The sequence below is a fragment of the Cellulomonas palmilytica genome (assembly GCF_021590045.1).
GTDB lineage: Bacteria > Actinomycetota > Actinomycetes > Actinomycetales > Cellulomonadaceae > Cellulomonas > Cellulomonas palmilytica.
The window spans coordinates 73,593-96,000 of record NZ_CP062221.1 but is presented as its reverse complement, the minus strand read 5'-3'; the positions used below and the strand labels follow the sequence as shown (position 1 = coordinate 96,000).

The 22,408-nt window shown below is 75.0% G+C and carries 23 protein-coding genes and 2 riboswitches; of the genes, 14 read left to right on the top strand and 9 right to left on the bottom strand.

Going from position 1 to position 22,408, the window contains the following annotated elements; genetic code table 11:
* Nucleotides 1-44 precede the first annotated feature (44 nt).
* From purD to F1D97_RS00480, 10 genes are all read left to right on the top strand, one after another.
* The gene (gene purD / locus F1D97_RS00525; protein WP_236121808.1) at nt 45-1,310 is read left to right on the top strand and encodes a phosphoribosylamine--glycine ligase; all 1,266 of its coding nucleotides are present in this window, start codon (nt 45-47) and stop codon (nt 1,308-1,310) included.
* A gap of 75 nt (nt 1,311-1,385) precedes the next feature.
* Nucleotides 1,386-2,330: a phosphoribosylaminoimidazolesuccinocarboxamide synthase gene (locus tag F1D97_RS00520; RefSeq protein ID WP_236121807.1), complete on the top strand. Its 945-nt coding sequence runs from the start codon at nt 1,386-1,388 to the stop codon at nt 2,328-2,330.
* Nucleotides 2,331-2,424: 94 nt separating this feature from the next.
* A complete protein-coding gene (locus F1D97_RS00515; RefSeq protein WP_236121806.1) occupies nt 2,425-3,156 on the top strand; it encodes a phosphatase PAP2 family protein in 732 nt (243 codons plus the stop codon).
* Nucleotides 3,156-3,908, top strand: a complete 753-nt coding sequence (locus tag F1D97_RS00510) for a phosphatase PAP2 family protein (RefSeq protein WP_236121805.1) — start codon at nt 3,156-3,158, stop codon at nt 3,906-3,908. The genes F1D97_RS00515 and F1D97_RS00510 overlap by 1 nt, the downstream gene beginning before the upstream one ends.
* On the top strand, nt 3,905-4,828 hold the full coding sequence (locus tag F1D97_RS00505) for a diacylglycerol/lipid kinase family protein (protein ID WP_236121804.1): 924 nt from the start codon (nt 3,905-3,907) through the stop codon (nt 4,826-4,828). The genes F1D97_RS00510 and F1D97_RS00505 overlap by 4 nt, the downstream gene beginning before the upstream one ends.
* A 62-nt stretch (nt 4,829-4,890) precedes the next feature.
* Complete coding sequence (locus F1D97_RS00500) at nt 4,891-5,223, top strand: PadR family transcriptional regulator (protein ID WP_236121803.1); 333 nt, start codon at nt 4,891-4,893, stop codon at nt 5,221-5,223.
* On the top strand, nt 5,223-6,323 hold the full coding sequence (locus F1D97_RS00495; protein WP_236121802.1) for a hypothetical protein: 1,101 nt from the start codon (nt 5,223-5,225) through the stop codon (nt 6,321-6,323). Before F1D97_RS00500 ends, F1D97_RS00495 begins: the two co-directional genes overlap by 1 nt.
* 106 nt (nt 6,324-6,429) lie before the next feature.
* The gene (gene purS / locus F1D97_RS00490; protein WP_236121801.1) at nt 6,430-6,690 is read left to right on the top strand and encodes a phosphoribosylformylglycinamidine synthase subunit PurS; all 261 of its coding nucleotides are present in this window, start codon (nt 6,430-6,432) and stop codon (nt 6,688-6,690) included.
* Nucleotides 6,687-7,382 (top strand): phosphoribosylformylglycinamidine synthase subunit PurQ, encoded by a 696-nt coding sequence (purQ, locus tag F1D97_RS00485; protein WP_236121800.1) that lies wholly within the window; start codon nt 6,687-6,689, stop codon nt 7,380-7,382. The genes purS and purQ overlap by 4 nt, the downstream gene beginning before the upstream one ends.
* Nucleotides 7,383-7,385: 3 nt before the next feature.
* A complete protein-coding gene (locus F1D97_RS00480) occupies nt 7,386-8,372 on the top strand; it encodes a GNAT family N-acetyltransferase (RefSeq protein ID WP_236121799.1) in 987 nt (328 codons plus the stop codon).
* A 111-nt stretch (nt 8,373-8,483) separates the two neighbouring features.
* On the opposite strand, the gene F1D97_RS00475 is transcribed toward F1D97_RS00480, so the two are convergent.
* From F1D97_RS00475 to F1D97_RS00465, 3 genes are all read right to left on the bottom strand, one after another.
* Nucleotides 8,484-10,622: a CotH kinase family protein gene (locus F1D97_RS00475; RefSeq protein ID WP_236121798.1), complete on the bottom strand. Its 2,139-nt coding sequence runs from the start codon at nt 10,620-10,622 to the stop codon at nt 8,484-8,486.
* A gap of 66 nt (nt 10,623-10,688) precedes the next feature.
* Complete coding sequence (locus F1D97_RS00470) at nt 10,689-11,492, bottom strand: polyphosphate polymerase domain-containing protein (protein WP_236121797.1); 804 nt, start codon at nt 11,490-11,492, stop codon at nt 10,689-10,691.
* Complete coding sequence (locus F1D97_RS00465) at nt 11,489-12,106, bottom strand: DUF4956 domain-containing protein (protein WP_236121796.1); 618 nt, start codon at nt 12,104-12,106, stop codon at nt 11,489-11,491. Before F1D97_RS00465 ends, F1D97_RS00470 begins: the two co-directional genes overlap by 4 nt.
* Before the next feature lie 360 nt (nt 12,107-12,466).
* On the opposite strand from F1D97_RS00465, the gene F1D97_RS00460 reads away from it, so the two are divergent.
* A complete protein-coding gene (locus tag F1D97_RS00460) occupies nt 12,467-13,030 on the top strand; it encodes a hypothetical protein (RefSeq protein WP_236121795.1) in 564 nt (187 codons plus the stop codon).
* Between the two features lie 238 nt (nt 13,031-13,268).
* Here the strand turns inward: F1D97_RS00460 and F1D97_RS00455 are convergent, their stop codons facing one another.
* Together F1D97_RS00455 and F1D97_RS00450 are read right to left on the bottom strand one after the other, a co-directional pair.
* Entirely contained in the window at nt 13,269-14,522 is a 1,254-nt protein-coding gene (locus F1D97_RS00455) for an O-succinylhomoserine sulfhydrylase (RefSeq protein WP_236121794.1), read from the bottom strand.
* Nucleotides 14,519-14,938, bottom strand: coding sequence for a rhodanese-like domain-containing protein (locus F1D97_RS00450; protein ID WP_236121793.1), 420 nt, complete (start codon nt 14,936-14,938; stop codon nt 14,519-14,521). The genes F1D97_RS00455 and F1D97_RS00450 overlap by 4 nt, the downstream gene beginning before the upstream one ends.
* 6 nt (nt 14,939-14,944) lie before the next feature.
* A riboswitch (SAM riboswitch) is annotated at nt 14,945-15,043 on the bottom strand.
* A 119-nt stretch (nt 15,044-15,162) separates the two neighbouring features.
* A riboswitch (SAM riboswitch) is annotated at nt 15,163-15,276 on the top strand.
* Between the two features lie 39 nt (nt 15,277-15,315).
* Here F1D97_RS00450 and F1D97_RS00445 point away from each other — a divergent pair.
* Nucleotides 15,316-16,737 (top strand): aminotransferase class V-fold PLP-dependent enzyme, encoded by a 1,422-nt coding sequence (locus tag F1D97_RS00445; protein WP_396022544.1) that lies wholly within the window; start codon nt 15,316-15,318, stop codon nt 16,735-16,737.
* 10 nt (nt 16,738-16,747) lie between these two features.
* Here the strand turns inward: F1D97_RS00445 and F1D97_RS00440 are convergent, their stop codons facing one another.
* A complete protein-coding gene (locus F1D97_RS00440) occupies nt 16,748-17,230 on the bottom strand; it encodes a DUF2867 domain-containing protein (protein WP_236121792.1) in 483 nt (160 codons plus the stop codon).
* Between the two features lie 89 nt (nt 17,231-17,319).
* Here F1D97_RS00440 and F1D97_RS00435 point away from each other — a divergent pair, with 89 nt between their 5' ends.
* On the top strand, nt 17,320-17,856 hold the full coding sequence (locus F1D97_RS00435; RefSeq protein ID WP_236121791.1) for a TetR/AcrR family transcriptional regulator: 537 nt from the start codon (nt 17,320-17,322) through the stop codon (nt 17,854-17,856).
* Between the two features lie 19 nt (nt 17,857-17,875).
* Here F1D97_RS00435 and F1D97_RS00430 read toward each other — a convergent pair whose 3' ends face one another.
* Nucleotides 17,876-18,463, bottom strand: a complete 588-nt coding sequence (locus F1D97_RS00430; RefSeq protein ID WP_236121790.1) for a pentapeptide repeat-containing protein — start codon at nt 18,461-18,463, stop codon at nt 17,876-17,878.
* An 81-nt stretch (nt 18,464-18,544) separates the two neighbouring features.
* On the opposite strand from F1D97_RS00430, the gene F1D97_RS17430 reads away from it, so the two are divergent.
* Entirely contained in the window at nt 18,545-19,726 is a 1,182-nt protein-coding gene (locus tag F1D97_RS17430) for a GNAT family N-acetyltransferase (protein WP_317618918.1), read from the top strand.
* Between the two features lie 349 nt (nt 19,727-20,075).
* Here F1D97_RS17430 and F1D97_RS00415 read toward each other — a convergent pair whose 3' ends face one another.
* Complete coding sequence (locus F1D97_RS00415; RefSeq protein ID WP_236121789.1) at nt 20,076-21,014, bottom strand: MaoC/PaaZ C-terminal domain-containing protein; 939 nt, start codon at nt 21,012-21,014, stop codon at nt 20,076-20,078.
* A complete protein-coding gene (locus tag F1D97_RS00410; RefSeq protein ID WP_236121788.1) occupies nt 21,011-22,408 on the bottom strand; it encodes a 3-oxoacyl-ACP reductase in 1,398 nt (465 codons plus the stop codon). Before F1D97_RS00410 ends, F1D97_RS00415 begins: the two co-directional genes overlap by 4 nt.

Here is a 22,408-nt window from a genome sequence, read left to right as displayed (position 1 = left end):
GACGCCCCGACGCGCGGCCGGGGCGCGCGGGTACCCTCGCCGCCGTGAAGATCCTCGTCGTCGGCACCGGCGCCCGTGAGCACGCGATCACCCGAGCCCTCGCGCTCGACCCGGCCGTGACCCAGCTGCACGCGGCCCCCGGCAACCCGGGGATCGGCGAGGTCGCGACGCTGCACGCGGTCGACCCGCTCGACGGCGCGGCGGTCGCGGACCTCGCGCGCGAGCTCGGCGCGGACCTCGTCGTCGTCGGCCCCGAGGCGCCGCTCGTCGCGGGCGTGGGTGACGCGGTGCGCGCCGCCGGGATCCCGGTCTTCGGGCCGTCGGCGCAGGCCGCGCGGCTCGAGGGCTCCAAGGCGTTCGCCAAGGAGGTCATGGCCGCCGCGGGCGTGCCCACGGCCGAGCCGCGCGTCGCGCGCACGGTCGAGGAGGCCGTCGCAGCGATCGACGAGCTCGGCGCGCCGCACGTCGTCAAGGAGGACGGGCTCGCGGCGGGCAAGGGCGTCGTCGTGACCGAGGACCGTCAGGTCGCGGTCGACCACGCGCGTGCGTGCCTCGCGAAGGAGGGCGGCGCGGTCGTCGTCGAGGAGTACCTCGACGGCCCCGAGGTCTCGCTGTTCGTGCTGTCGGACGGCACCGACGTGGTCCCGCTCGTGCCGGCGCAGGACTTCAAGCGCGCGCTCGACGACGACAAGGGCCCGAACACGGGCGGCATGGGCGCGTACACGCCGCTGCCGTGGGCGCCCGACGGACTCGTCGAGGAGGTCCTCGAGACCGTCGCCCGCCCCACGGTCGCGGAGATGGCGCGCCGCGGCACGCCGTTCGTCGGCGTCCTGTACTGCGGGCTCGCGCTGACGTCGAAGGGCGTGCGCGTCGTGGAGTTCAACGCGCGGTTCGGCGACCCCGAGACGCAGGTCGTGCTCGCGCGCCTGCGCACCCCGCTCGCGGGCGTGCTGCACGCGGCGGCGACGGGCGGCCTGGGCGCGCTCGCCCCGCTCGAGTGGTCCGACGAGGCCGCGGTCACCGTGGTCGTCGCGTCGCAGGGCTACCCGGCCGCGCCGCGCACGGGCGACGTCATCACCGGGCTGCAGACGGCCGAGGCCGTCGAGGGTGTGCACGTGCTGCACGCCGGCACCGCGTACGACGCCGAGGGTCGCGTGGTCAGCGCGGGCGGGCGCGTGCTGTCCGTGACGGCGACCGGCGCGGACCTCGCGGAGGCGCGCGAGCGCGCGTACGTGGGTGTCGCGAGCATCGGGCTCGAGGGCGCGCACCACCGCTCGGACATCGCGGCGAAGGCGTCCGCGGCGTCCTGACGCGCCGCTCGTCGGGCCCCGCCCACCTGCTGGCCCCGATGTGACCTCGCGGCTGCGAGCGGCCAGACTGTCCCGGTGACCCACGACGCCACGGACGCCCCCGCCGCGACGACCACCGCCGCCCTCCCCGGGTGGACGCACACGTACTCGGGCAAGGTCCGGGACCTGTACGTCCCCGACGAGAGCGCGCAGGGCCGGGCCGTGCGGGAGGAGCACGGCGACGTGGTGCTCGTCGTCGCGAGCGATCGCGTCTCGGCGTACGACCACGTGCTCTCCCCGGGCATCCCCGACAAGGGCGTGGTGCTCACGCAGCTGTCGCTGTGGTGGTTCGAGCAGCTCGCCGACCTGGTGCCGAGCCACGTGGTGTCGACCGACGTGCCCGCCGCGGTCGCGGGCCGCGCGATGATCTGCCGGCGCCTGCAGATGTTCCCGGTCGAGTGCGTCGTGCGCGGCTACCTCACCGGCTCGGGGCTCGCGGAGTACCGCGCGTCGGGCGAGGTCACCGGCATCCCGCTGCCCGCGGGCCTCGTCGACGGCTCGCGTCTGCCCGAGCCCGTCTTCACGCCCGCCACCAAGGCCGAGCTGGGCGACCACGACGAGAACGTGCCGTTCTCGGTGGTCGCCGCGACGGTCGGCGACGAGAACGCCGCCGCGCTGCGCGACCTCACGCTCGCGGTCTACTCGCGGGCCGAGGCGATCGCGCGCGAGCGCGGCGTGCTGCTCGCGGACACCAAGCTCGAGTTCGGCACCGACCCCGCCACGGGCGCGATCACGCTCGGCGACGAGGTGCTCACACCGGACTCGTCGCGGTTCTGGCCCGCCGACCAGTGGCAGCCCGGGCACCCGCAGCCGAGCTTCGACAAGCAGTTCGTGCGCGACTGGCTGACGTCGGCGTCGTCGGGGTGGGAGCGCGCGTCGGACGCACCGCCCCCGCCGCTGCCGGCCGACGTGGTCGAGCGCACGCGGGCGCGCTACCTCGAGGCGTACGAGCGCCTCACGGGAGTGCCGCTCGCGCTCTGAGCCCGCCGCGCGAGCCGGGCCGCGAGGTCCCCCGCACGGGTGCCGGACGCCGCTCGACAGGCCGGTTCGCCCGGCGTGTGGCACGGTGTGCCGCGTGACCCGCCAGCTCCTGCGCCGCCCCCGACCGAGCTCACGCCCGGCCGAGCCCGAGCGCGCCGTGCGCGGCGCTCGAAGCCTCGGGCTCGCGGTGCTGACCGGCGTCGGGACGGGCGTGCTCGTCGTGGCCGTCGCTCTGCTCGTGCGCGGCGAGTGGTCCCCGCTCGTGCGGCTCGACGAGGCCGCCGTGAACGCCGGTACGCGGCTGTCGGGGGGAGAGCCGGGGCTGCTGCGCGCGCTCGTCGTCTGGCAGACGGTCTTCCTCGCGCGCAACCTCGTCATCCCGGTGCTGGCGCTGTGCGGCTGGTACTGGTGGCGCACGCGGGACACCGCGCGTGCGGTGTGGGCGGCCGTGACCGTCCTCGCGGGCTGGGCCCTGTCGAACGTGCTCAAGGAGCTCGTGCAGCGTGCCCGGCCCGTGCTCGACGAGCCCGTCGAGGTCGCGCACGGGTACTCGTTCCCGTCCGGTCACGCGACGAACACCGCGCTGATGACCACGGTCCTCGTCCTGCTGGTGTGGCCCTCGCTGCGCTCGCGGGGGCTGCGGGTCGCGGCCGTGACCGGCGCCGCGCTGCTCACCGTGGCGACCGCCGCGGACCGGGTCATGCTGGGCGTCCACTACCCGAGCGACGTGGTCGCGGGGATGCTGCTCGGCGTGGGGTTCGCCCTCGCGTCGTACCTCGGCTTCCGGCACTGGTACCGGCACGACGACGAGAGGGGCGCGGCCTGATGCTCGACCTGCACCGCTGGGACCCGGACGTCGCGACCCGACCCGAGCCGCGGCGGGCCGCGCGTGACCTGGCGGTGCGCGTGCTGCTGCCCGCAGTCGTCTGGGGCGCCGTGGTCGTCGGGCTCGGGATGCTGCTCGACGGCCCGCTGCGCTGGGTCGCCGAGCGCGAGGACCCGGTCAGCCGGTGGTTCGTCGAGCAGCGCACCGCGACGCTCGACGCGCTGTCCGCGTTCGCGTCCCACGTCGGCAACACCCAGTGGATCATCGCGGTGTGCGTGCTCGTCGTCGCCGCCGTCTGGTGGCGCACGCGTCGCTGGTGGTACGCGGTGGTCCCCGCGGTCGCGCTCAGCGCGCAGGTGATGGTGTTCCTCGGGTCGTCCGCGCTCGTCGGGCGCAGTCGACCGGACGTGGAGCAGCTCGACGAGGCGCCGCCCACGTCGAGCTTCCCGAGCGGCCACTCGGGTGCGTCGACCGCGCTGTACGTGACGCTCGCGCTCATGGCGCAGCGCATCCGGCGCACGTGGCTGCGGGTCGTGCTGACGGTCGTGCTGCTCCTGGTCCCGGTGCTCGTCATGACCTCGCGCCTGTACCGGGGGATGCACCACCCGAGCGACGTGCTCGTCGGGTGCGTCAACGGGCTCCTGTGCGCGGTGCTGGGGTGGGGCTGGCTGAGCACGCCGCGGTCGAAGGCAGCTGACGACGCGCACGCGGTGGACGCCGACGGCAGCACGACGACGGGAGCACGACGATGACGCGCGTGGCGATCGTGGCGAACCCGTCGAAGCCGGAGGTCGTCGACGCGCGACCCCTGCTCGACGAGGTCTGCGAGCAGGCCGGGCTGGAGCGGCCGCTGTGGCTCGAGACCACCCCGGAGGACCCGGGGGTCGGTCAGACGCGCGCGGCGCTCGAGCAGGGCGCGGACCTGGTGTGCGCGTTCGGCGGCGACGGCACGGTCCGCGCGGTGGCGGAGGTGCTCGCGGGCGGCGACGTCCCGCTCGGGCTCCTGCCGGGTGGCACGGGCAACCTGCTGGCGCGTGCGCTGAGCCTGACGGCGGACGACGTGGGCGACGCCATGCGCGTGGTGCTCGACGGGCGCGACGAGCGGGTGGACGTGGGCGTCATGCGGTTCGACGGCGACGCGCGCGAGCACGTGTTCCTCGTGATGGCCGGCGTCGGCCTGGACGCCGAGACGATGGCGCGCACCGATGAACGGCTCAAGGCCGCCGTCGGGTGGCCCGCGTACCTGCTGGGCGGGCTGCGGGCGGCGGTCGGGCGCGGCTTCACGGCGCACGTCCAGGTGGCCGGCGCCACGCCGGTGCGGCGCTCGGCGAAGGCCGTGGTGATCGGCAACAGCGGTCGCCTGCAGGGCGGGCTCGAGCTCATGCCGGACGCGCAGCTCGACGACGGGCTGCTCGACGTCGCGGTGGTCGCGCCGCGCGGGCTCGTCGGCTGGGTGCGCACGCTCGTGACCGTGGTGCGCTCGGGGCCGGGGCACCGGCACCTCGACCGGCAGCAGGCGCCCGCGGTGCGCGTGCGGGTGAGCCGGCCGGTGGCCGCGCAGCTGGACGGCGACCCGGTCGGGGAGTTCCGCGAGGTCGAGGCGCGCGTGCGTCCCGGGGCGCTGACGGTGCGGGTCGCGCACGAGGCGCACGAGGTCCGCGGGCACGACTGACCTGCTCGAACCCCTTGTGCGCATATGTCGTTCAGCGATATATATCGGATATGGCCAAGGGGATGAGTGAGCAGACGTACCTCGTGATGCTCGCGCTCGCGGACGAGCCGCGCCACGGCTACGGCGTGGTACGCGAGGTGAAGGCGCTGTCGGGCGGGCGCGTCGCGCTCGGGGCCGGGACGCTGTACGGCGTGCTCGACCGGCTCGTCGAGCGCGGCTGGGCGCAGATGTCCGACGAGGTCGTCGTCGACGGGCGCCTGCGGCGCTACTACCGGCTGACCGACGAGGGCCTCGCCGAGGTCACCGCCGAGACCGACCGGCTGCGCGAGCTCGCGTCACGCGCGCGGCGCATCCTCTCCGTGCGGCCTGCGCGGCCCGCGCTGGGCCGTGCGTGATGGCGCGCCGCGGACCCGGAGGGCTCCCGCTGCGCTGGTGCCTCGCCGCCTACCCGCCCCGGTGGCGTGCGGCGCGGGCGCGTGAGGTGGCCGACCTGCTCGCCGACATCGCCGAGATCGGCGGGAGCGACCCGCAGCGCGTCGGCGTCCGCGAGGGGTTCGGGCTCGTCCGCGGCGGGCTCGCCACGCGCGTGCGCACCGGACCCCCGTTGCGGACCCGCGCCGCGTACCGGCTGCTCGACACCCGGATCCCCGTGCACCACCGCGGCTGGGCGCACGACGAGCGGAGCACCGTGTCGGGCGCGCTCGGCGAGTGGCTGTGGTCGGCGTGGCCGTTCCTGGCGGTGGCGGCGCTGACGAGGACCGGCTCGTTCCTCGCGTACGTGCTGGCACTGCTCCCGGTCGTCCTGCTACGTCGCGCCGTTCACCTGAACCGGTGGCGGGCCAAGCACCTCGTGGCCCAGCCCGGCGAGGCCCCCACGCCCTGGGACCTCGGGTGGGACTGGGCCCCGCGTCGCCGGTTCGCGGCGCGGACCGCGCTGCGGTGGGTGGCCGCCGGCGTCCTCGCCGGGACCCTCGCCGCCGTGGGCGTCGTGCTCGCGGCGCCCGGGCACCTCGAAGTGGTGTCGTGCGGGCAGGTGTGCGTCGAGACGACCGCGGTCCCGCCGGGCGGGTTCGGTCCGGTGGCGGCTGCCGTCGTCGTGTGCGGCCTGCTCGTCGGGACGCTCGCCGCCGTGCGCGCCGTGCGCCGCGTGCGACCCCGACTCGACGCGCCGCACGACCAGCCGCACCGCCTCGTCGTGCGGGACCACCTGCGCAGCGGGCTCGTGGCGCTGCTGGCGGTCGCCCTGACCGTGTTCCTCCTGTCGTTCGAGGTCTCGTACGCGCCGGTGCTGTCGTACGCGGTCGTGGGCGGCGGGCTCGTCGTGCTCCCGCCGCTCGTCGCGCTGCTCGTCGTCCTGCGCGGGCCCGCCGACGAGGTCGCGCTCGTCGACGTCGTGGCGCTGCTGCGAGGTCGGGTGCCCGCTCTCGACACGCCGCGGGCCGCGCCCGTGCGCGGGACGACGGCCGGACCGGTGCTCCGCGAGGCCGACCGCTGACCCGCCCGGGGCGCCTGTCCGACCGGCGGGCGGCGGGCGGGGCGTGCGGTGCGGGTCGGTAGACTCGCGACGAACCCCCCGCCACCGCGCAACCAGGAGCAGACCTGTGGGACGAGTTGTCGTCGACGTCATGCCGAAGCCGGAGATCCTCGACCCGCAGGGCAAGGCCGTCGCCGCCGCGCTGAGCCGTCTCGGGTTCGGTCAGTTCGCGAGCGTGCGGCAGGGCAAGCGGTTCGAGCTCGAGGTCGACGGCGACGTCACCGACGAGGTGCTCGCCGCGGCCCGTGAGGCGGGCGAGCAGGTCCTGTCGAACCCCGTGATCGAGGACGTCGTCGCGGTCTACGCGGACGAGCAGGTCCCGGCGTGACCCGCATCGGCGTCGTCACCTTCCCGGGGACGCTCGACGACCGCGACGCCGCGCGCGCGGTGCGCCTCGCGGGCGCCGAGCCTGTCGCGCTGTGGCACGCGGACGCGGACCTGCACGGCGTGGACGCGGTCGTCCTGCCCGGCGGGTTCTCCTACGGCGACTACCTGCGCGCGGGCGCGATCAGCCGGTTCGCGCCGGTCATGACCGAGATCGTCGACGCCGCGCACGGCGGCCTGCCGGTGCTCGGCATCTGCAACGGCTTCCAGGTGCTCACCGAGGCGCACCTGCTGCCGGGCTCGATGATCAAGAACGACCACCTGCACTTCGTGTGCCGCGAGCAGGTGCTGTCGGTCGAGAACGTCGACACCGCCTGGACGCGGGACTACACGCCCGGCGAGCGGATCACGATCCCGCTGAAGAACCAGGACGGCCAGTACGTCGCCGACGAGCGCACGCTCGACGAGCTCGAGGGCGAGGGTCGGGTCGTGTTCCGCTACCAGGACCACAACCCCAACGGCTCGCGCCGCGGGATCGCGGGCATCAGCAACGCGCGCGGCAACGTCGTCGGCCTCATGCCGCACCCCGAGCACGCCGTCGAGCCGGGCTTCGGCCCCGACGGCGCGAAGGGCCCGCGCAGCGGCACCGACGGCCTGCGGTTCTTCACCTCGGTCCTGCACTCGCTCGTCGGCTGACGCATGACGGTCGCGCTCGACCTCGTCCACTGGGACGACGTCCACGCCGCGGCCCTGCGCACCGCCCAGCAGGCGGAGCTGCGCGAGCGGTACGGCGACGACGACATCGGCCACACCATGACGGGCGACGGGATCGTCGCGATGGTCGTGGCGCGGGACGACGACGAGCCGGTCGCGTGCGTCGCGCTGCGTGACGCGTCCGCGGACCTCGGCCCCGGCGCGGGCGAGGTCAAGCGGCTGTACACCGTGCCGTCGGCACGTGGACGCGGCCACGCGCGGCGGGTCATGGTCGAGCTCGAGCGCCTCGCGGCCGAGCGCGGCCTCACGCGCCTCGTGCTCGAGACCGGTGTGCTGCAGCCCGACGCGATCGGGCTGTACCTGGCGCTCGGCTACCGGTCGATCCCGAACTACGCCGAGTACGTCGACGAGCCGTCCTCGCGGTGCTTCGCCAAGGACCTGTCGCCGGCGCCGCGCGTCTCGTCGGGACCCTCGACCGCCGGTGCGGACGTGACGATCGAGACCGTGCCGTGGGACCACCCCGACGCCCGCGCGCTGCGGCGCGCGATGTGGGCGTTCAACGTCGAGCGCTACCCGGAGCTCGTCCCCGACGAGCCCGACCAGGGCTTCGCGTCCGACGACGCGCGCCAGGGCGTCGGCGCGCTCACCACGTGGCTCGCACGCGTGGGCGGGACGCCCGCGGGCTGCCTGACGCTGCGGGCGCCGCGCCCCGGCTACCCGGACGGGAGCGTCGAGCTCAAGAAGATGTTCGTCGCCGACGAGGCGCGCGGGACGGGCGTGGCGCGCGCGCTGCTCGCGGCGGCGCACGACGAGGCCCGTGCCCGCGGATTCGCGACGACCGTGCTCGGCACCGGCATCCGCCAGCCCGAGGCCGTGACGCTGTACCTGTCCGCCGGGTACCGGCCGGTGCTGCCGTTCACCGACCGCGCGGGCGACTTCCTCACGCTCTGGTTCGGCCGCCCGCTCGGCTGAGCGGCGTCCTCGGCGGTGCCCCGGGCGGACTCGCCGCGCGGGTCGCGGCACGACGCGGCGGCCCGCCACGAGGGCGGGCCGCCGCGTCCGCGAGCCGGCGTGGGCCGTCCGTCAGCTCGCGCTGCAGGTGGCGGTCGGGGTGCCCGTGCCGCCGGACGTCGGTGCGCTGCCGATGAAGCCGAACATCGCCGTGCCACCCGCCGCGAGCGAGCCGTTCCACGAGACGTTCCTCGCGGTCACGGTCTGCCCGCTCGTCGTCGTCGACGCGTTCCACACCTGGCTCACGCCGTAGCCCGCCGGGAACGTCAACGTCACGGTCCAGCCGTTCACCGGCCGTGACCCTGCGGTCACCACCACGTCGCCCTGGAACCCGCCGGGCCACCGGCTCGGGACGTTCACCGACGCGGTGCAACCGGCCGGGCTCGTCGTCGGCTCGTCCGTGGGTTCCTCGGTCGGGTCGTCCGTCGGGTCGTCGGTGGGCTCGTCGGTCGGGTCCTCCGTGGGGTCGTCCGTCGGGTCCTCCGTGGGCTCCTCCGTGGGTTCGTCGGTCGGGAGCGGGGTCGTCGGACCACCCCAGGCCGCCGTGGTGTCGAGCCACGCCGCGCGGCTGCGCAGCCACGTGCGCAGGTCCTGCACCTGGCCCTGCCACGTCCCGGTGGTCGAGGTGATGAACGGGCCGATCATGCGCGTCGACAGGTTCGGGTACTTCGCGAAGTTGCGCGCCGCCGCGTTGCCCAGCGGCGCGGTGAGCGCATCGAGGCGCGCCTGCAGGCTCGCGTCCGACAGCGCGCCGCGGCGCAGCTCCTGCCAGCGCACCTTCACGCGGTTGGCGAACGCCTGGTCGGACATGAGGCGCACGAACCAGTCGTTCGCCACGGGCGTGCGGGTCTGCTGGTACTGCCACCCGCTGGTCTGCTCGTTGCCGAAGTACCCGCCGACGCCGAACGACAGGTCGTAGTCCCACAACGGCCCCGCGACCAGCTTGCCGCCGCGGTCCTTGTAGAAGTACTGGCTGCGGATGTACGAGTCCATCTCGCGGCTCAGCTCGTTGACGATCACCTGGTAGACGAACGAGTCCACGTCGATGTACGCGGGGTAGCCGGTGCTCGGGTCGGCCGGCTGCGACGAGCGCAGGGAGTCGTGGAACTTCTGCACGTACCCGGCGATCCAGTCGCGCTGCGCGGGCACCAGGTCGTCGGGATCGTGCACCTCCAGGTCCCGCCAGCACGTCGAGGTGCTGCCCGTGCAGGGCAGCGTGACGCCCTCGGCGGCCTGCCACTCGAACTTCAGGATGTACCCGCCCTCGACCTTGGGCGGCGTGACGTCCTCGGGCTTGAGGCTCTTGAGGTCGAGCCGGTTCTTCTGGTTCTTGATGGTCTCCAGCAACAGGTAGACGCCCCGGTAGTCGTCGCTGCTCACGGGCTGGGAGTCCTCGTTCACGTACACCTCGACGAGCTTGTACCGCGGGACCTGCAGGCCGAGCTCGCGGCCGAGGTCCAGCACGAACGCCTCCCGCACCAGCGACTTGTCGCTGAACGGGCCGCGCAGCACCCAGTCGGACTCGGCGGGCATGCCCTGCAGCGGCAGGTCGAGGTCGTCGTCGGTGTTGTCCCTCAGCTCGATCCGGTACGGCAGCTTGGCGAACATGCGGCTCGACTGCCCGCGCAGGTGGTACCCGGCGCGCGAGACGAGCTCGGGTGCCGCGCTCAGGCTCGTCGTGCCGCCCGTGGGCTCGAACGACAGGAACGCCGCGTTGCGCCAGTCGTCGCCGACCGCGCCCGTGCCGTAGTTGTCGACGACGAGCACGGGCAGGTCGTGGGTCGTCGTCACGCTCGTCGCGACGTACTGCGCCGAGCCGGGCTCGCCCGTCGCGGTGCCGCCGACGAACGCCTGCGCGCGGACCTCGGTGCTGCGCGTCAGCGTGAGCGGCGCGGAGTACACGGGCGAGCTCGCCGTCGGTGCCTCGCCGTTGGTCGTGTACCGGATCTGCGCGCCCGCGACGCCCGTGCCGAGCGTGACCTGGACGCTGCCGGTGAACGTCCCGCTCGCGCGCGAGAACGTGATGTCGCCGGCCAGGCCCGTGTCGACCGCGGCGGGCGCGACGAGCGCGGGCACGTCACCCGGGGCTCCGGCGGGCTGCGCGGCGGGCCGGGCGCCCGGCGGTGCGGCCCAGGCGGCCGCGCCCGCGCCGACGAGCATCGCGGCGGCGAGCAGGGTGGTCGTGGCGGCTCTCGGCAGCGAGGCGCGCATGGGACTCTCCTTCGTCAGGGACGCGGGCTGCGTCCGTGGCGGGCGGCCGGCAGGCGCCCGTGGGGCTCACTCGCGCGCGTCGGGGGCCGGCTCGAGGTGGGGTGCGAGGCGGTGCAGCGTGCGCCGCCAGCGGTGCGAGGGCAGCTCGGGACGCAGCGCCGCGAGGCCGGTCGCGTACTTCGAGACACGCACCGGCCGGTGCCCGAGCGACCACAGCGCACGGTCCGCGGCGGACGCGGTCGACCCGGTCTTCGTCTCGACCACCGCGAGCCCGTCCAGCACGGCGCTGCGCGTGCCGTCGTCCCAGCGCAGGCCGGTGTCGATGGTCACGCGGCTCGCCGTGCCGGGCAGCAGGAGCGTCGTGCGCAGGTAGCGCGTGACCAGCACGGGCCGCAGCACGAGGTCGTCGAGGTCCCGCCCGCTGCCCGCGAGCACGCCCGTGCGGTCGAGCACCGTCGAGACGTACCAGCGGCCGGGCGCGACCGAGAGGCGGTCCCGCAGCTCGTAGGGCAGCCGGTCCTTGACCGTCGCGCCGCGCGGGCCGCGCGTCTTGACCTCCAGCCAGCACTGCGCCGAGTCGAGGTAGCTGCGCGTGCGGACCTTGAACCGGCGGCGGCGTCGGGTGGCCGCGAGCCGGTACGCCAGCAGGTCGGGCGTGTCGAAGTACACCGACTCGTAGTCGAACAGCCGCGTGGTGCCGATCTCGAGCACCTGCGCCGTGTCGGCCAGGTGCACGACGAGGGGGTCGACCTGACCGACGGGGAGCAGGTACTTGCGGTCGACGCGCGTCTGGAGCTCGGCGGCCGCGATCAGCTCCTCGAGGCTGACCGGGGCGAGCCGCCGCAGCAGGTCGTCGACCGTCGCCGTCACCCGGAGACCTCCCACGGCGCGATGCCGGCGTGCGCCGGTTCGCGGCGGGGTGCGGCCGCGCGGCGCCGCGGCGAGGCCGGTGTCTCGTACCGCACGTCGACCCAGGTGGTGTCGTTGACGAGGTCGAGGCGCTGCACGGACACGGCGTGCACGCGCGCGCCGAGCAGCTGCTCGAGCCGCCCGACGAGCGCGACGCGGTCGGCGATCGCGCCGTCGAGCACGAGCTCCTGGCGTGCGTAGCGGCGCAGCAGGCGCGGGTGGTCCCCGACGACGACGGCCGTGAGGATCAGCGCCATGAGCGCGGGCGCCTGCCACCACGGGTCGAGCCGCAGCGCGCCGAGGATGCCGAGCGCGAGCGCCGCGAAGTAGTAGGCCACCTCGCTCTGGTCGATCTCCGCGGAGCGCAGGCGGATGATCGACAGCACGCCGAACAGCCCGAGCCCGACGCCCGCGCCGATCCCGCCGTCGTTCATCGAGGACGCCACGGCCAGCACGCCCACGTTGAGGCCGACGAACGCGGCGACGAGGTCACGGCGACGGTGCCGGTGGAAGTAGACGCCGGCGAGGGCGGACACGGCCAGCAGGTCGACGGCGATGAGCACGAGCTGAGTCATGGAAACGCTTGCCCCCCGGAAGTAGCGTTCGCGCCCGCGCGGGCTGGAGACCGACCGGCGGACGCACGGTGAACGCGGGCTGAACACTTCGGACCTTCGACCGGGGTTTCCCTTTCGGTCCATCCGCTAAACGATTCCGGGTATGAGGCCGAAACTTGCGGGCGGTTGCCGGCGAAGTTCCCTTCACGGGTGAAGTACGCGACGGATCGTGGACATGGGGTGGTCACGACGAGCGGGCCATGGTTAGCCTGTCCGCCATGTTCTCGGTCCGGGTGTGTTGTCGCTGAGCTGACGCTCGCGCGCGCCCGCGGCCCGACGGCCCTCGTCGCGCATCCCCGTCCGACCCGAGGACCTCCTCCCGTGGCTCAGCCCCTCGCGCACGTGCGCACCCCCTCCGTCACGTCCCCCGACCTCACGTCCTCCGCCGCGACCGTCGCGCTCGCGGCACCCGCCCCGCGGCACGTCACCGAGTTCGTCATCGACGATGCGACGCTCGTCCCCACGACCCTCGCGCTCGCAGCCGCCCGCGCGGACGTCATCCGGGTCCGCCACGGCGCCGGCCTGCCGACGCACGCGTCGGTCCGCGCGCTCGTCGCGATGCTCGACGACGAGGTCGCGGCCGTCGGCCGCTCGCGCGACGACGTCACGGTCGTGCTCGAGGTCGAGACCGTCGTCGCCGACGACGAGGACGACGCGGCTCGTCGACGCGGCCACCTGGCCTACTCCGCGGCGTTCAGCCACCTCGCGTGGCAGGCGGACGCGACGATGCTCGTCGCTGCGCCGGGCACGGTCGTCGACGAGGCCGCCGAGCTCGCCCGCCGCACGGGCGTCGACCGCGTCGAGCTCGTGCTCGTCGGCCGCTCCCGTCGCCACGCGCCGACGATCGCCCGCACGCTGGCCCGCACCCTCCCCGCCCACCCCTGACGACCCCGCCCTTCCTCCGGCTCCGACCGGCCAGACCCGGAGCAACCCCGGGGTCGACAGTGGGTCCCGACGACCCCGTCGTTGCTCTTGGTATCGCTCGTCAGAGCCGGAGCAACCACGGGGTCGGCCGACAAGACGCACGGCGACCCCGTCGTTGCTCCGGCTTCGGACGGTCTGAGCCGGAGCAACCCCGGGGTCGTCGGGTGGTGCGGGGCGCGGGGCGCGGGGCGCGGGGCGGTCAGCGGAGGGTGGCGAGGGCCTGGTCCAGGTCCTCGCGCAGGTCGTCGACGTCCTCCAGGCCGACCGAGAAGCGGACCGTGGCCTCGCCGATGCCGACCTTCGCGCGACCCTCGGGGCCGAGCTTGCGGTGCGTCGTCGTGGCGGGGTGCGTGACGATCGACTTCGCGTCGCCCAGGTTGTTGGAGATGTCGATGATGCGCAGCGCGTCGAGCACGCCGAACGTCGTCTTCTTCGCGAGCTCGGGCGTCGCGCCGTCGGGCGTGCGGAGCGTGAACGTCACGACCGTCCCGCCGCCGGTCTGCTGCCGCAGCGCGAGGTCGTGCTGCGGGTGCGACTCGAGGAACGGGTAGCGCACGGACTCGACCGCCGGGTGGGACTCGAGCCAGCGCGCGAGCGTGAGCGCGGACGCGGCCTGGTGCCGCACGCGGATCGACAGCGTCTCGAGGCCCTTGAGCAGCACCCACGCGTTGAACGGCGACAGCGACGGCCCGGTGTTGCGGACGAGCGTCTGGACGGGTCCGTTGACGAAGTCCGACGAGCCGAGGATCGCGCCGCCGAGCACACGGCCCTGCCCGTCGATGTGCTTGGTCGCGGAGTACACGACCACGTCCGCGCCCAGGTCGAGCGGTCGGGAGAACACGGGCGTCGCGAATACGTTGTCGACGACGACGACCGCGCCGGCGGCGTGCGCGAGGCGCGAGACGGCCTCGATGTCGACGAGGTCCTGCATCGGGTTGGACGGCGTCTCGAAGAACACGACGTCGGCCGGGGTCGCGAGCGCCTCCTCCCACTGGGAGAGCACGTGGCCGTCGACGTAGTCGGTGCGCACGCCCCACCGGGCGAGGATCTCGTCGAAGATCACGACGCTCGACCCGAACAGCGCGCGCGCCGCGACGATGCGCGACCCGGACCCGACGAGCGCGGCGAGCGCCGTGAACACCGCGCTCATGCCGGTGGCCGTGGCGTAGCAGGCCTCGGCCCCGTCGAGCAGCCGCAGGCGCTCCTCGAACGTCGAGACGGTCGGGTTGTTGTAGCGCGAGTACAGGAACCGGTCGACCTCGCCCGCGAACGCGGCCTCGGCCTGGCCCGCGGAGTCGTACGTGAAGCCCTGGGTGAGGAACAGGGCCTCGCCGAACTCGCCGAACTGCGAGCGGACCTGACCGCCGCGCACCGCGAGCGTGTCGGGGCGCAGCGTCGAGCGCTCGACGCGCCGGGAGTCCCAGTCGCCGGGGCCCGGGACGTGCGCGCTCACGCCTGCCGCCAGGGCAGACCCTCGGCGCGCCAGCCCCAGTGGCCGCGCTGCCCGTCGGGTCCGACGTCGCCCTCGAACCCGCGCAGCACGTTGTAGGCGGGGCCGTAGCCGGCAGCGGTCGCGGCCTGTGCGGCGGCCACGGAGCGGACGCCCGAGCGGCACAGGAACACCACGGGCCGGCCGTCGCCGGGCTGCAGCCCGGTGGCCGCGAGCTCGTCGAGGAACGTGGGGTTGGGCCCGGCGGGGGTCAGCCACTGGACGAACGCGGCGCGGTCGTCGGCGTCGGCGGCGTCCGGGACGCCGATCTGCTGCCACTCGGCCTCGGTGCGCACGTCGACGAGCAGCGCGCGCTCGTCGGACGTCACGAGGTCCCAGGCCTCCTGCGGGGTGAGGTCGCCTGCGTAGGGTTCGGCCATGTCGCTCCTCCATCGGTCCTGGCGGTAGCACCCTCGGCCAGGCGCGGGGCCTGCGGGTTGCTGCGGCGTCGTCGAGCCAGATCTCTCGGCCGCTCTGGATGGTGCGAGGAGACTAACGCCGGTCCGCCGCAGGTATCCACCTCGTGGACACACCGTCCCGTGTGACGAGACGGACGCGCGTCTGCGTTGACAGCCGCTCGTCCGGCTCGTCACCCTTTCGGTCAGGTCATGAGTGCCAGCGCGAAGCCCCGGCTCGCTGGCCGGCAACCCTCCTCCGCGGTGGGGTGCCCCGGGTGACGACCAGGCCGTGCACCGACCGGTGACGGCAAGCGCGGGACGCCCGACCCCGGAGTCCCCGGACCCACGGAGGTACCCCCGTGACCGCTCTGGCCGAGACGACGTCCTGTCCGACGACGGGTGCGACGACCCCGACGACGACCCCGGCGGGCGCCGTGGAGCCCCTGCTGCCGGTGGTCGGCGCCAGCACCACGGTGCCGCTCGTCGACGGCACGCAGCGCGTCTACGCGAACCTCGACTACGCGGCGAGCGCCCCGGCGCTGCAGGCCGTGGCCGACCGGGTCGCGGAGGTGCTGCCGCTGTACGCGTCGGTGCACCGCGGCGCGGGGTACCTCTCGCAGGTGTCGACCGCGCTGTACGAGTCCGCGCGGCAGACGATCGCGCGGTTCGTCGACGCGCGCGAGGACGACGTCGCGATCATCACGCGCAACACCACCGACTCGCTCAACCTGCTCGCGGGCGTCGTGCCCGCCGGCGAGCGCGTCCTGGTGCTCGACCTCGAGCACCACGCGAACCTGCTGCCGTGGCTGCGCTCGTCCGACCCGCAGGGCCGTCGCACGACGATCCTGCCGATCGCCGAGACGGTCGCGGCGACGCTCGAGTCGCTGCGCACCGAGCTCGCCGCGCGGCCGTACGCGCTGGTCACGGTCTCGGGGGCGTCCAACGTCACGGGCGAGGCGCTGCCCGTCGAGCAGGTCGTCGAGATCGCGCACGCCGCGGGGGCGCGCGTCGCGGTCGACGGGGCCCAGCTGGTCCCGCACCGCGGCTTCTCGCTCGCGCGCTCGGGCGCCGACTACGTCGTGTTCTCCGGCCACAAGATCTACGCGCCGTTCGGCGCGGGCGCGCTCGTCGGCCGCCGCGACTGGCTCGACACGGGCACGCCGTACCTCGCAGGGGGAGGTGCGGTGCGCGACGTGCGGACCGATCGGACGGTGTGGCAGCCGGCCCCGGCGCGCCACGAGGCCGGGTCGCCCAACGTCATCGGCGCGATCGCGCTCGCCCAGGCGTGCGACGCGCTCGCGGCGCTGCCCGACGGCGCGCTCGTCGCGCACGAGCAGGCGCTGCGCTCGCGGCTCGTCGCGGGTCTCGAGCAGGTGCCGGGCGTGCGGGTCGCGAGCATCTGGCCGGACTCGGCCGAGCCGGTGGGCGTCGTGACGTTCACCGTCGAGGGCCACGACCCAGGCCTCGTCGCGGCGTACCTCGCCGCGGAGCACGGCATCGGTGTGCGCGACGGTCGGTTCTGCGCGCACCCGCTGCTCACGCGCCTGGGGGCGAGCAACGGCGCGATCCGCGCGTCGGTGGGTGTCGGGACGCCGAGCGAGGCGGTCGACCGGCTCGTCGCCGCGCTGCACGCCTACGTCACGGACGGGCCGCGCTCGCGGTACGCGATCGAGGACGGCTGCTGGGCGGTCGTCGACGACACGCGTCCGCTGCTCGCGGTGCACGGCCTGGACCACCTGGCCGCGACCGCCGCGGCCGCGTGCGGCCCCGCGCTGGACTGAGCAGCCGGGGTCAGGGCGCCAGGACGCGCGCGGCGCGCGTGAGCATGCTGCGCACGACGTGCGGGTGCAGCGCGCGCACGGGCAGGAAGTAGAGCCGGCCGCGCCGGTTGTGGACGCGCACGTTCGTCGTGACCGCGACGAGGCCCGCCCGCGCGTCGACCGCGACGCCGCACCGGAAGTCGAGGTGCCGGTCGTCGGCGACGACGAGCGCCTCGCCCCCGTGCTCGTCGGCGACCACCTCGTCGACCGCGAACGTGGCCCGCGGTGCGGGCCGGACCCCGATCAGCGGGACGAGGAGCTGGCGCAGCCCGAGCGCGGCGAGCACCCAGCGCGGCATGGTGCGCGGCGAGAACGTCGTCGTGGCCCAGGTGCGCGGGTCCGTCGTGGCGCCGTCGGGCAGGCGGACGATCGTCGTGTCCGCGTAGTCGGGCGGGAAGTCGCGCATCGCGAGCGACCAGCGCGTGCGCGTCGTCGTGCCCGTCGTGGTGCCCATCGCCGTGCCCATCGTGGTGCCCCCTCACCTCGTGGCAGCCGTTCCGTACGGTGCCGTACGGAACATGACCGTACGGTAGCGTACGGATCATGGTCAAGGCCTCGACGACGAAGCAGGCGTGGCTCGACGCGGCCTACGACACGTTCCGGCGCGACGGCCTCGCCGCCGTGCGCGTCGAGCCGCTCGCGCGCTCGCTCGGCGCGACCAAGGGCTCCTTCTACTGGCACTTCGCCGACCGCGCCGAGCTCGTCGCCGCCGTCGTCGCGCGGTGGGAGGACGAGCACACCGACGCCGTGATCGCGCTCGCGCAGACCGGCGGCGATGCCCGCGCGCGCCTCGAGGCGCTGTTCGCCGCGGTCGCCCGCCTGCGCCGTGAGTCCGCGCGGCTCTACGTCGAGGCCGCCGTCGAGGGGGTCGGCGACGTGGTGGCGCGTGTGTCGCAGCGGCGCGTCGACTACCTCGCCGACCTGCTCGTCGAGCTCGGCCACGACCCCGACGAGGCCCGCCGCCGCTCGCTCGTCGCGCTCGCCTCCGTCGTCGGGCTGGGCCAGCTCGCGGCCGTCGGCGTCCGCCCCGACGACCCCGACGCGTTCACCAGGTCGGCGCTGGCGATGACGCTCTCCTGACCGCCACCCGGCGTGGGCGTCAGCGCACGCGCAGACCCAGGTGCTCGGCGAGCGCCGGCGCGAGCTCGACCAGCTGCTCGGACGTGATCGTCGAGCCGGCGAGCCCCGCCACGCCGTCGAGGTGCTGCAGGTCCCGCACGCCGCGCAGGTCCGCATCGGTCAGCGACGCGCCCGTCACGTCGAGCCGCCGCACGCGGCAGTCCTCCAGCACGAGCCGCTTCGCGCGCACCCGGGCCAGGTCGAGCTCGTCGACCACGACCCCCGACAGCCGCACCTCCTCGAGCGTCGCGTCGCGCAGGTTGAGGTAGTCGATCTTCCCGCCGACGAGATGCAGGCGCGTCCACCGCGACCCGTACGCCTGGACCGCGCCGAGCCGGCAGTCCCGCCACTCGCCGTCCTGCCACGCGGTGCTCGACAGGTCGAGCTCGGACGCCCGCACGCCGCTCCACTCGGAGTCGACGAACCGTGCGTGCCGCAGGTCCGCGCCGTCCAGCACGACACCGACGAACGTGCAGTCCAGGAACCGCGCCTCGCTGCCGTCCTGGCCCGCGAGGTCCTCCTCGGTGAACGTCAGACCGTCGTAGTCGCCGCCGGCGTCGAGAAGCATGCGCCCACCCTGCCACCCCGCACCCACCCGCGGGCGCAAAGCGTTCGAGCCGCACGCGGCCCCGGTGGCACGATGCGGCGCGTGCAGCACGACCTGACGCTCCGCGCCCCCGGGGTCCGCCTCGTCCCTCTCGCCCTCGACCACGCCGCGGCGCTCGTCGCGTTCGTCGACGACCGGGTCTGGCGCGGCATGACGTCACCCGTGCCGCGCACGCCCGACGACATGCGCGCGGACGTCGAGACCGCACTCGCTGCGCCAGGCCGGTACGCGTTCGCGGTGCTCGACGACGCGACCGGCGCGGTGCTCGGCTCGACGTCGCTCTACGACGTCGACCTGCGCATCGGCCGCCTCGAGATCGGCCACACGTTCTACGACCCCGCCGTGTGGGGCACGCACGTCAACCCCGCCTGCAAGCTCGCGCTCCTGACCCACGCGTTCGAGACGTGGGGCGTGCACCGCGTGGCGCTGCGGGTGGACGCGCGCAACGCGCGCTCGCTCGCCGCCGTCGCGCGGCTCGGCGCGGTCGAGGAGGGGCGGCTGCGCGGGCACCGGCTCGCGCCCGACGGCTCACGCGGCGACTCGGTGTACTTCTCGATCCTCGCCGACGAGTGGCCAGCCGCCCGCACGCGCCTGCGCGAGCGCCTGGGGCTCCCTGGGCCCGACGAGGCCGCGCTCACCGACGCGAGCGGACGGCCCGACGAGGCTGCGCGTCCCGACGAGGCTGCGCGTGCCGGCGCCCCGGACGGCGAGCGGTCGCACGTCGTGCTCATCGGTGGGCGCTCGGGGGTCGGCAAGTCGACCGTCGCGCACGCGCTGCACGCGCTGCTCACGGCCGCCGACGTGCGGCACGCCGTGATCGAGGGCGACTACCTCGACCTCGCGCACCCCGCACCGCACGCCGAGCGCCTCGCGGAACGCAACCTGCGCGCGGTCTGGTCCGCGTACCGCGACCTGGGCTACCGGCGACTGGTCTACACGAACACCGTGAGCCCGCAGTACGCCGACGACCTGGCCCTCGCGATGGGCGACGCCCCGCGCGTCACCGCGGTGCTGCTCACGGCTGACGACGCCACGGCCCACGAACGCCTCGCGCGGCGCGAGCACGGCGCGGAGCTCGACGCGCACGTCGCGCGCAGCGACGCCGCGGCGCGCGGACTCGACCGCGGCTGCCCACCGTCGGTCCACCGCGTCGGCACCACGGGCCGCACCCCCGACGAGATCGCCCGCGGCATCGCGGCCCTGGCCGGCTGGCTCCCCACCTGACAACCCGCCCGCCCGACCCGATCCCCCGTCCAAGTGCTCTCTGGCCGACCCCGCGGTTGCTCCGGCTCAGACCACGGATACCCGGAGCAATGACGGGGTCGTGGCAGAGAGGGACGGTCGACTCTGGGGTTGTTCCGGCCTTGAGCGGGGATAGCCGGAGCGACGGCGGGGTCGCGGTCGAGGCTGATGGGCGGTGATGGACGTCGGCCGACCTTGCGGTTGCTCCGGCTCAGACCGCGGATAGCCGGAGCAATGACGGGGTCGCGGCCGAGGGGGACGGTCGAGCCCGGGGTTGCTCCGGCTTCGAGGGTTGGGAGCCGGAGCAACCGCGGGGTCGGCGGTGGAGTGGTCAGGGGAGGGGGAGGACCGAGGAGAGGACGTGCGGCTTGGACGTGCGCGGGTGCCAGGCCGCGAGGTCGAAGCCGCCGCGCGGGCGGTGGCGGACGCTCGTCGCGACCGTCGCCGGGAGCAGGACGGGCTTGACGAAGTCGACCGACCAGACGAACGCGTCGCCGCGGCCCCGGCCCGCGTCCGCGAGCAGGCGCGACGCGGTGTACATGCCGTGCGCGATGGTGCGCGGGAAGCCGAGCGCCTTGGCGGTGAGCGGGTTGAGGTGGATCGGGTTGCGGTCGCCCGAGACGCGGGCGTACTGCCGACCGGTGTCGGCGCCGAGCCTCCACTGGCCGGTGGGGAGCGGAGGCTCGAACGGCGCACGCTCGTCCGTCGCGCTCTCGTCGGACGCGGCGTCGTCGGACGTGGCTGCGTCGGACGCGGCTTCGTCGGACCCGGACCCCGACAGCCGGACGCCCTTGGCGAGGTACGTCGAGGTGCCGCGCCAGACGCGCTCGTCGTCCACGGTGACCTCGACGACGAGGTCCACCTGCGTGCCGGTGCGGTGGGGCCGCAGGTCGCGCGCGGACGCCGTGACGTCGAGCGTCTCGTCGTACCCGATGGAGCGGCGCTGCTCGACGACGTTCGCGAGGTGCACCATCCCGAGCATCGGCAGCGGGAAGTCGGTGCGCGCCATGAGCGCGATCGCGAGCGGGAAGCCGAGCACGTGCACGAACCCGGGCGGCAACGTGTCCGTCGCCGACTCCCCGACGAGCCGCTGGTAGGCGGTCAGGTGCTCGAGCGAGGGGCGCACGCCGCGCACGCGGTACTCGGTGCCGGGCAGCTCGACGGGCGCGGAGCCGGTGCGACGCGCGACGGCGAGCCGACCGGTGGACGCCGCGCCGCGCGCGTAGAGCCCGCCGAGGCCGGGGACGGCGGGCAGGTCGACGAGCGTCACGCGCCCACCACGTTCTGCCCGCACACCCGCAGCGTGCGCCCGACGACCCCGCCGGCCTGCGGCGACGCGAGGAACGACACGGCCTCGGCGACGTCGACGGGCCGCCCGCCCTGCTGCAGCGAGTTGAGCTGGCGCGCGACCTGCCGCGTCACGGCGGGCATCTTCGCGGTCATCTCGGTCTCGATGAAGCCGGGAGCGACCGCGTTGGCGGTGCCGCCGAACGGCTCGAGCAGCGGCGCGGTCGCGCGGACCATGCCGATCACGCCGCCCTTGGTGGCCGCGTAGTTGGCCTGGCCGCGGTTGCCCGCGAGGCCCGTGGTCGACGAGATGGACACGATGCGGGGCGCGTCGGTGAAGTCGCCCGAGGTCAGGAGCGCCTCGTTGATCGCGAGCTGCGCGGCGATGTTCACCGCGATGACCGAGTCCCACTGCGCGTCGGTCATGTTGGCGAACAGCTTGTCGCGCGTGATGCCGGCGTTGTGCACGACGACGTCGAGGTGCCCGTGCCGCGCGAGGGCGTGCTCGAGGATCGTCGCGCCCGCGTCGGGGGCGGTGATGTCGAGCTGCAGCGCGGTGCCGCGGACCTCGTTGGCGACCGCCGCGAGCTGCTCGCCCGCGGCGGGCACGTCGACCGCGACCACGGTCGCGCCGTCCCGCGCGAGCGTGCGGGCGATGGCCGCGCCGATTCCGCGCGCGGCGCCCGTGACGACCGCGACGCGACCGGCGAGCGGCGCGTCCCAGTCGGCGGGCAGCGAGCCGGCGGTCGAGTCGACGGCGAGCAGCTGCCCGTGCACGAACGCGGAGCGCGTGGACAGCAGGAACCGCAGCGCGCCGACGGCCGAGGCCGCGGTCACGGGCACGTCCGCGCCGAGCACGATGCCGTTGGCGGTGGCACCGCCGCGCGACTCCTTGGCGATGGTCCGCACGACGGCGTCGACGCCCTGGCGGGCTGCCGCGACGGCGGGCGCGTCGGACGCGGTCGCGGCGCGCGAGATCGTCACGACCCGGCCGCCGCGTGCGAGCTTCTTGAGGGTCGAGGCCGCGGCGAGCATCGGCGCGTGCAGGTCGTCGGGGTGCTCGACGCCCGTCAGGACGACGACGACCGCGGCGTACCGCTCGTCGGGCACGGGGTGGCGGTAGACGTCCAGGCCCCAGCCGTCGAGCACCTCGGCGCCCGCGGCGTCGGGGGTCGCGGACGGCTGCGCGGGCGAGCCCGACAGGAGCGCCGCGACGGCGTCCGCGTCGGCGTCCGGCCCGTCGCCCGCGCCGAGCACGAGGACCTTGCCGTCGACGAGCGGCTGACCGGGCTCCCAGCGCCGCAGCGGGACGGCGGGGGAGAAGCCGAGCAGCCCCGAGAGCTTGGCCGAGAGGGTGGTCGTGATGGGGTTCGCCAT

Bases quoted from the DNA above. Each gene is read 5' to 3' on its own strand.
- F1D97_RS00510 (WP_236121805.1), top strand. From the start codon at position 3,156: ATGCTCGACCTGCACCGCTGGGACCCGGACGTCGCGACCCGACCCGAG.
- F1D97_RS00505 (WP_236121804.1), top strand. From the start codon at position 3,905: ATGACGCGCGTGGCGATCGTGGCGAACCCGTCGAAGCCGGAGGTCGTC.
- F1D97_RS00500 (WP_236121803.1), top strand. From the start codon at position 4,891: ATGAGTGAGCAGACGTACCTCGTGATGCTCGCGCTCGCGGACGAGCCG.
- F1D97_RS00495 (WP_236121802.1), top strand. From the start codon at position 5,223: ATGGCGCGCCGCGGACCCGGAGGGCTCCCGCTGCGCTGGTGCCTCGCC.
- F1D97_RS00480 (WP_236121799.1), top strand. From the start codon at position 7,386: ATGACGGTCGCGCTCGACCTCGTCCACTGGGACGACGTCCACGCCGCG.
- F1D97_RS00475 (WP_236121798.1), bottom strand. From the start codon at position 10,622: ATGCGCGCCTCGCTGCCGAGAGCCGCCACGACCACCCTGCTCGCCGCC.
- F1D97_RS00465 (WP_236121796.1), bottom strand. From the start codon at position 12,106: ATGACTCAGCTCGTGCTCATCGCCGTCGACCTGCTGGCCGTGTCCGCC.
- F1D97_RS00450 (WP_236121793.1), bottom strand. From the start codon at position 14,938: ATGGCCGAACCCTACGCAGGCGACCTCACCCCGCAGGAGGCCTGGGAC.
- F1D97_RS00440 (WP_236121792.1), bottom strand. From the start codon at position 17,230: ATGGGCACCACGACGGGCACGACGACGCGCACGCGCTGGTCGCTCGCG.
- F1D97_RS00435 (WP_236121791.1), top strand. From the start codon at position 17,320: ATGGTCAAGGCCTCGACGACGAAGCAGGCGTGGCTCGACGCGGCCTAC.
- F1D97_RS00430 (WP_236121790.1), bottom strand. From the start codon at position 18,463: ATGCTTCTCGACGCCGGCGGCGACTACGACGGTCTGACGTTCACCGAG.
- F1D97_RS00410 (WP_236121788.1), bottom strand. From the start codon at position 22,408: ATGGCGAACCCCATCACGACCACCCTCTCGGCCAAGCTCTCGGGGCTG.